This window comes from Candidatus Eisenbacteria bacterium (assembly GCA_035577985.1).
Taxonomy (GTDB): Bacteria; Desulfobacterota; Binatia; order DP-6; family DP-6; genus DATJZY01.
In genome coordinates this window covers 1-7,047 of the sequence record DATJZY010000159.1, presented here as the reverse complement: position 1 = coordinate 7,047, position 7,047 = coordinate 1, and the positions used below count along the sequence as shown (strand labels likewise).

The 7,047-nt window shown below is 66.0% G+C and carries 8 protein-coding genes; 7 read left to right on the top strand and 1 reads right to left on the bottom strand.

Going from position 1 to position 7,047, the window contains the following annotated elements:
* A partial coding sequence (locus VMS22_22915; GenBank protein HXJ36898.1) for a hypothetical protein occupies positions 1-225 on the bottom strand: 225 nt, incomplete at its 3' end.
* Positions 226-467: 242 nt separating this feature from the next.
* Between VMS22_22915 and VMS22_22910 the strand changes: the two genes are divergently transcribed.
* The 7 genes from VMS22_22910 to VMS22_22880 form a co-directional block, all read left to right on the top strand.
* Complete coding sequence (locus VMS22_22910; protein HXJ36897.1) at positions 468-1,328, top strand: aldolase/citrate lyase family protein; 861 nt, start codon at positions 468-470, stop codon at positions 1,326-1,328.
* 10 nt (positions 1,329-1,338) lie between these two features.
* The gene (locus VMS22_22905) at positions 1,339-2,286 is read left to right on the top strand and encodes an AEC family transporter (GenBank protein ID HXJ36896.1); all 948 of its coding nucleotides are present in this window, start codon (positions 1,339-1,341) and stop codon (positions 2,284-2,286) included.
* 14 nt (positions 2,287-2,300) lie between these two features.
* Positions 2,301-3,653 carry a [citrate (pro-3S)-lyase] ligase gene (citC, locus tag VMS22_22900; protein ID HXJ36895.1) on the top strand — a complete coding sequence of 451 codons (1,353 nt, stop codon included), beginning with the start codon at positions 2,301-2,303 and terminating at the stop codon, positions 3,651-3,653.
* Positions 3,650-4,516, top strand: coding sequence for an aldolase/citrate lyase family protein (locus tag VMS22_22895; GenBank protein HXJ36894.1), 867 nt, complete (start codon positions 3,650-3,652; stop codon positions 4,514-4,516). The genes citC and VMS22_22895 overlap by 4 nt, the downstream gene beginning before the upstream one ends.
* Positions 4,517-4,549: 33 nt before the next feature.
* Entirely contained in the window at positions 4,550-6,076 is a 1,527-nt protein-coding gene (gene citF / locus VMS22_22890; GenBank protein HXJ36893.1) for a citrate lyase subunit alpha, read from the top strand.
* A 2-nt stretch (positions 6,077-6,078) separates the two neighbouring features.
* Positions 6,079-6,630 (top strand): citrate lyase holo-[acyl-carrier protein] synthase, encoded by a 552-nt coding sequence (gene citX, locus VMS22_22885; GenBank protein HXJ36892.1) that lies wholly within the window; start codon positions 6,079-6,081, stop codon positions 6,628-6,630.
* On the top strand, positions 6,602-7,047 hold a 446-nt coding region (locus VMS22_22880), incomplete at its 3' end, for a triphosphoribosyl-dephospho-CoA synthase (protein ID HXJ36891.1). The genes citX and VMS22_22880, both read left to right, overlap by 29 nt.

Sequence of the window (7,047 nt, the reverse complement as noted above, 5' to 3'; positions counted from 1 at the left end):
ACGCTCGAGCCGCTCCACCAGGGAGGGTGACACCGACACGTCCCATGCCACGTGCCCGAACGGATAGCGCCGATGCGTGGCCCTTCCGGGATCGTCATGCACGACGGCATCACAGAGCCAGCAGAACGCAAGGCCACACTCGTCGCAGTGGCGGCGGGCCAGGTGCTTGGCATCGAGGCTGCAGCGCATCGACGCGAGCGGCAGATGCTTGTAGAAGGCCGCCACGGTTTCCTCGTATCCTGTCTGCGCACGCACCTTCCCGCCGAGGGCGACGGAGCACGCGCTCGACCTCCGGTTTCATCTTTTCGTCGACGCGCTGGATCCCCCGCCGATGCCGCTCGCCGTCCGGCCGGCACCATCGCCCACGCAGTGGCACCCCGTGCTCGCGCCGCGCTCTGCCGACGCCGCGAGATGGCACGCAGGCTGCAACACCGCCGTTGAGACCCGGAGGTATTGATATGCAACCCGTGCCCCCCGTTTCGCTTCGCACCCGCCTCCGCGCGTGCCGCAGCTTCCTGCTCACACCGGGCTCGCATCCCGAGCGCTTCGCTGCCGCCCGGGCGGGCGACGCGATCATCGTGGACCTCGAGTCCACCGTCGCCGTCGCCGACAAGGGACGAGCCCAGCACGCCGCGCTCGAGTTCTTCCGGGAGAAGCCGGAAGTGGACTTCGTGCGCATCCTCCGCATCAACAGCCCGCACTCGGTCGAAGGGCTTCGCGACCTGCTCGTGCTCCACGAAGCCGAAGGGCGCCCCGACGCGATCATCATTCCGAAGTGTCAGTCCGCGGACGAGATCCGGATCGTGGCCGACATCCTCGATGGCACACGCTCCGCGATCGGCGTCCTCCCGATGGTCGAGCTGGCGCGGGCGGTCTTCGTCGCCCATTTCATGGCCGACGCGCACGAGCGGGTCTGCGGGCTCTTCCTCGGCGGCGGTGATCTGGCCGCCGACCTCGGTGCCGAAGGCTCCTGGGAGAACCTGCTGTTCGCGCGCTCCCGCCTCGTCGCGGCTGCGGCCACGACCGGCATCGCAGCCATCGACGTGCCCTACTTCAAGCCCGACGATGCCGGCTTCAAGCAGGAAGCCAGCGCGAGCCGCAGGCTGGGCATGACGGGCAAGGCGGCTCTCCACGCCGAACAGCTCCCCGAGATCAATGCGATCTTTTCGCCCTCGGCGGACACCGTGGCGCACGCGCGCTCGGTGCTGGCTGCCTGCGCCGCAGCCGGCACGGGTACGCCCGTGCTGAACGGCCATGTCGTCGAGCCGGCCATGGTCCGCGAGGCCGAGCGCGTGGTCGCGATCGCAGACCGGCTGCGCAACCACTGAAGGCGTTCGTGTGCTGAACACGATTGCCACGACGCTCGTTCCCGTCGCCTTCGTCATGTTCCTCGGCTACTGGGCGGGGTACCGCGAAATCTTCGGGGCCACCGACCGGACGCAGCTGACGAAGCTCGTTCTCACCTGGCTCCTGCCCCCGCTGCTCATCGCGGGGATGCTGAAGACGCCGCGCGCGGACCTGATGGACTACAGGATTCCGCTGCTCTTCGTCGTCGGGCTCCTGCTTCCCTACCTCGTCGTGCTGCTCGGATGCCGGTACGTGCTGAAGTGGGACCTCAGCACGTCGACGTTGAGGACGGACCTCCTCATCTTCCCGGACATGGTCTTCATGGGCGTCCCCATCCTCGGCCAGCTGTTCGGTCCTTCGAGTCTCTACCCAATTCTCATCGCGAATCTGGTCCCGGTTCTCTTCATCCTTCCTATCACTAACGTCTTGCTGAAGCTCGATTCGGAGAAGGGCGCGAGTGCTGGGGCTCGTGCTGCCGTCGAGACGATCGTGAAGGCGGTGACCGAGCCCCGTGTGTGGTTGCCCTTCATCGGCATCGCGCTCGTGCTCCTCGATGTCGCGGTGCCGAAGTTAATCATCTCGTCGCTCGATCTGATCGGTGGTGCGACGACCGCCATCTCACTCTTCGTCTCGGGACTCATCATCGCCCAGGAAAAGGTGCGACTGACGAAAGCCGTCGCATTCGACACCGTCATCAAGAATCTGGTGTGTCCCGCAGTCATGCTCGGCATCGTCCTCATGTTGGAGATCAAAGGCGCCGTCGCGAAAGAGGCTGTCCTGCTCGTGGGCCTGCCATCCGCAGTCATCACGACCATGTACGCCGAAGAACGCGGCAAGCTCCAGGCCGAGTCCTCGACCACGGTGCTCGGCACCCGCGTGTTCTCGTTCGTTTCCATCCCGATCCTGATCTGGGCCTCGAATCTTCTGATCCCCGCGTGAGAGCGCTTACGCCCATGGACACCACAGACCACTTCTACACCGTGCAACCGAAGGACGCGCCTCCCGAGCTTCAGGAGATCGGGAAGCTGCTCGCTGCCAGCGATCTGGATCTCGATTCCCAGATCGAGGTGTTCGTGGTGTGCCGGCGGCAGGGGCGCCTCGTCGCCTGCGCGGGCCTGGATCACTCCACGATCAAGTGCGTTGCCGTCGCCGAAGACGCGCGCGGCGAGTCGCTCAGCCTCAGGCTCGGCGGCGAGGTCGTCAACCTCGCGGCGGCAAGAGGTCAGTTCCACCTCTTCCTCTACACCGCGCCCCGCAACCTGCCTTTCTTCCGCGGTTGGGGGTTCTATCCGGTGGTCGAAGTTCCACAGCGGGTCGTCGTGATGGAGAACAGTCCCGTCGCGATCGAGAGATATTGCGACTCCCTGCGCGCGCAGCGCCGGCCCGGGACGAGAGTCGGCGGCATCGTGCTCAACGCCAATCCCTTCACCCTCGGCCACCGCTATCTGGTCGAGCATGCCGCTCGCGCGTGCGACTGGCTCCACGTGTTCGTCGTGAAAGAAGACGCCTCGTCGTTCTCCTACGCGGATCGCTTCGCGCTGGTCGCGGCGGGTGTGCAGGGGATCGACAACCTGACCTTGCATCCCGGCTCCGATTACATCATCTCCCGCGCCACCTTCCCCGCCTATTTCCTGAAGGACCAGGCGCTCGTCGAGCGGAGCTGGGCCGCGATCGATCTGCTCCTGTTTCGCGAATACATCGCCCCCGCGCTGGGCATCACCCATCGCTACGTGGGGACCGAGCCCTTCGATCGCGTCACCAACAGCTACAACACGCAGATGAAGCAGTGGCTCGAGGACGCGGCGTCTGTGGCGCCGCCGATCGGCGTCGTCGAGACCCCCCGTGCTTCCGTCGGCGGCGTGCCCATCTCCGCGACCGAAGTGAGACGGCTCCTCGCGCAGCGCGATTTCGGAAGGATCGCAGCGCTCGTCCCCGCGACGACGTTGCAGTTCCTCGAGAAGAGATTCCCGGCAGCAGCGAGCGCCACGTCAATCGGGAGAGCAAACGGCATGAAGGTCATCAAGGAAGCCGTCGCAGGTACCCTGGAATCCAGCGATCTGCTGGTCAAGGTGGCCCCTGGCGCCAACGGGACTCGCGACATCGCGATCCGGAGCGAGGTGATCAAGCAGTTCGGCAAGCAGATCCGGCGCGTCGTCACCGACACGCTGGACGCGCTGTCGATCACCGAGGCGGCGATCGCGATCGAAGACAAGGGTGCTCTGGATTGCGTGATCCGAGCACGCGTGCAGGCGGCGTTGCTGCGCGCCTGTGCTCCGGAAGACCTCGATTGGGAGAAACTGTCATGAAGCTGCGTCGAAGCATGCTCTTCGTCCCCGGCGACAACGCGGCGATGTTGAGCACTTCATTCGTCTTCAAACCGGACTCCGTCATGTTCGACCTGGAGGACGCGGTCTCGCCGCGCGAGAAGGATTCCGCCCGCCTGCTCGTGTATCAGGCGCTGCGACACCCGGCCTATCGCGCGATCGAGACCGTCGTGCGTATCAACGAGCTGAATACGGAGTTCGGGATCAAGGATCTGGAAGCTGCAGTCCGAGGGGGCGCCCACATCGTGCGTCTGCCCAAGACCGAGACCGCCGAGGATATCCGTCAGCTCGAGGCGCACGTGGCGCGGATCGAAAAAGCGTGCGGTCGCCTGGCCGGCGACACGAAGCTGATGGCCGCGATCGAGTCCGCATCCGGCGTGGTGAACGCCGTGGCGATCGCGACCGCTTCCCCGCGGATGATTGCGATCGCCCTGGCCGGATTCGATTACCTGGTCGACATGCACACGAAGCGCAGCGACGGATCGGAGCCCGAGCTGTTCTACGCGCGGGCCGCCGTGCTGCACGCCGCACGTGCGGCGCACATCGATGCCTTCGACGTCGCGTACGGGAACGTGAACGACGACGAGGGTTTCCTTCGGGAGGTCAGGATCGCGAAGGAGCTCGGGTTCGACGGCAAGTCGTTGATCCACCCGAAGCAGATTCCTCTGCTGCACGCGGCCTACGCGCCGACGCCGGACGAGGTGAATCATGCGAAGCGTGTGCTCGCGGCTGCGGACGAGGCGCATCGCAATGGACTCGGAGTCGTGTCGCTCGACGGCAAGATGATCGATCCGCCGGTGATCGACGAGGCGGAAATGACTTTGCAGATCGCCGAGGCCTCCTGACAGGGACCACGGTCGAAACAAAGGAAGCTGGTCATGAACACGAACGAGACCCTCGTACGACTGAAGACGCAGGATCCCGCGCTCGGCCCGCTGCGGCCGTTCGCTGGAGCGAACGCGTCGACGCCCTATCTCGAGAGCCAGGACACCAAGCTGCACCGCAAGCTCTGTGGATCGCTCGAGGAGGCTATCCGGCGCTCGGGGCTCGAGAATGGAATGACCATCTCCTTCCATCACGCCTTCCGCGAGGGCGACAAGGTGGTCAACCAGGTCGTCGATACCCTGGCGCGTCTCGGCTTCAAGAACCTGACGCTCGCCTCGAGCTCGCTGCTGAACTGTCACGATCCGCTCGTCGAGCACATTCGGAGCGGGGTCGTCGCGCAGATCTATACGTCCGGCCTGCGTGGCAAGCTCGCGGAAGCGGTCTCGAACGGCCTGATGAAGCGACCCGTCCAGATTCACTCGCACGGAGGCCGGGTTCACCTGCTCCAGACGGGGGAGCTGAAAATCGACGTCGCCTTCCTCGGCGTCTCCTGTTGTGACGAGTTCGGCAACGCGAACGGCTCGCACGGCAAGCTCAGCTGCGGCTCGCTCGGCTATGCGAAAGTCGATGCCCAGTACGCCCGCCGGGTCGTGCTGCTGACCGAAGAGCTCGTGGACTTCCCGAATCACCCGGTCAGCATCTCGCAGGACCGCGTCGATTGGATCGTCAAGCTGGATCAGGTGGGCGACCCCACCTTGATCAGCGTCGGCGCGGCGCGCGTGACCAGCAATCCGCGAGAGCTGCTGATCGCGCGGCGCGCCGCGGACGTCATCGAGCACGCCGGCTATTTCGAGAGCGGCTTCTCCATGCAGACGGGCTCGGGCGCGTCGTCCACGGCCGCCACCCGGTTCCTCGAGGAGCGCATGACGCGCAAGGGCATCAAGGCGAGCTTCGCCCTGGGCGGCATCACTGGCAGCATCGCCGATCTGCACAAGAAGGGGCTGATCGAGGCGATCGTCGACGTGCAGTCGTTCGATCGCGACGCAGCGGAATCGCTGCGCACTTCGAGCGCCCACCTCGAGATCTCGGCCAACGAGTATGCGAATCCCACTTCGAGGGGCGCTTGCGTCGATCGGGTGAACGTCGTGATCGAGAGCGCGCTGGAGATCGACCTCGACTTCAACGTCAACGTGATCACCGGCTCCGACGGGGTCATGCGCGGCGCATCGGGCGGACATAGCGACGTGGCGGCAGCGGCCGACCTGACCATCATCGTGGCGCCGTTGGTGCGGAGCCGCATCCCGACGGTCGTGCGCCGCGTGACGACCTTGCTGACGCCCGGGGAATCGGTCGACGTGCTGGTGACCGACCACGGCATCGCCGTGAACCCGGCGCGGCCGGAGGTCGAGAAGCGCCTGCGCGACGCTCGGCTGCCCGTCATGACGATCAAGGAGCTGTACGAGAAGGCGGTCGCCCTGACCGGCGAGCCGGAGCCCCTCGAGTTCACGGATCGCATCGTCGGGATCATCCGCTATCGCGACGGCAGTGTGATCGACGTCGTGCGGCAGGTGAAGAACTGATCATGCGTGCGCTCGTCGCGATCGTCGGTGGCCCCCCCGTCGGCATCGAGCAGATGCTGGATGCCAGAGAGGAGCGGGTCGCTCGACAGGGCACTGCGCTGGCGCGCTTCGGCAGGCCCCTGGTGTCGATGACCCTCGTGATGCCGGGCCCGCTGAAGGATGGCTGGTTGCAACGGAGCGTGCTGGAGCTGGCACTCGGCGAGCTGGAGACGACAGCGAGCGACAGGCGCTGGCCCGTCCTGTCGCGCGAAGTCTCGTGGCAGCAGACCGGCCCGGAAGCGCTCTATGTCATCGACGGGGAGCCAGAGATCTTGAAGGCGGCCACCATCGAGCTGGAAGATCGGCACCCGCTGGGAAGGCTCTGGGACCTCGACGTGATCGCGCCCGGTCCTCGCATGCTGTCGCGCAAGCAGCTCGGGCATCCAGAGCGGCGTTGCCTGGTGTGCGACCAGCCCGCACGGGAATGCGCCCGCTCGCGCCGCCACCCCCTCGAGCGTGTGCTCGATGCGATAGCGAGGATCGCCAGTGATTTCGGTCTGCACGCCGACGCTTGACATCGCGCTCTCCGATCTGCTCTCCGGACTCCATCCGGCGAGCACGGCGAGCCTCGTCGCCGCATATGCCGACCAGGCGCTGCGGACGGAGCTGCTGCTGACGCCGAAGCCCGGGCTGGTGGATCTCCGCAATTGCGGCGCCCACCGGGACATGAACGTGCAGACGTTCCTGGCGAGCGCGCGCGCCATCGAACCCTGGTGGCCGCGCTTCGTGGAGAGGGGCTACGAGTGCGCCAGTGTTGCTGCGCGCGACTTCCTGCCGCTCGTACGTCCCCAGGGCGTGGAGTGCGAGGGAGCGATGCTCCGGGCGACGGGCGGTGTAAACACGCACAAGGGCGCGATCTTCTCGCTCGGCCTGCTCTGTTCGGCCGTCGGTCGTCTCCTGGCCAACGGAATCGAGCTGAGCCGGCAGGTCAT

Bases quoted from the DNA above. Each gene is read 5' to 3' on its own strand.
- citC (HXJ36895.1), top strand. From the start codon at position 2,301: ATGGACACCACAGACCACTTCTACACCGTGCAACCGAAGGACGCGCCT.
- VMS22_22895 (HXJ36894.1), top strand. From the start codon at position 3,650: ATGAAGCTGCGTCGAAGCATGCTCTTCGTCCCCGGCGACAACGCGGCG.
- citF (HXJ36893.1), top strand. From the start codon at position 4,550: ATGAACACGAACGAGACCCTCGTACGACTGAAGACGCAGGATCCCGCG.
- citX (HXJ36892.1), top strand. From the start codon at position 6,079: ATGCGTGCGCTCGTCGCGATCGTCGGTGGCCCCCCCGTCGGCATCGAG.